Source organism: Paraburkholderia sp. J7 (genome assembly GCF_905220155.1).
Classification (GTDB): Bacteria; Pseudomonadota; Gammaproteobacteria; order Burkholderiales; family Burkholderiaceae; genus Paraburkholderia.
Map to the genome: position 1 here is coordinate 1 of NZ_CAJMYZ010000111.1, position 408 is coordinate 408.

At 70.1% G+C, this 408-nt stretch carries 1 pseudogene; it reads left to right on the forward strand.

Annotated elements, in window-relative coordinates:
- Positions 1-408, forward strand: a pseudogene (locus tag U5A58_RS40545) (sulfatase); the annotation flags it as partial.

The window sequence follows — 408 nt, forward strand, 5'->3', positions numbered from 1 at the left end:
TTTGCGAACGCCTACACGCCCTCGCCGATCTGCGTGCCCGCGCGGGCGAGTCTCGCGACCGGCCGCCACGTGCACGACATTCGCTGCTGGGACAACGCCCTCGCCTACGACGGCGTGCCGCGCGGCTGGGCGCATCACCTCGCCGATCATGACGTGCTGAGCGAGTCGGTCGGCAAGCTTCACTACCGCTCGGACGACGCGCCCGTGGGCTTTCACCAGCAGCATCACGCGGTGCACATCCTCGACGGCATCGGCCAGGTCTGGGGTTCGGTGCGCGAGCCGCTGCCCGAAACGATGGGGCGCTCGCCGCTGTACGACAAGATCGGCGCGGGCACCTCGAGCTACAACCGCTTCGACATGCGCGTGGCCGACACGGCGGTGACGTGGCTCGGCGAGCACGCGCGCGAC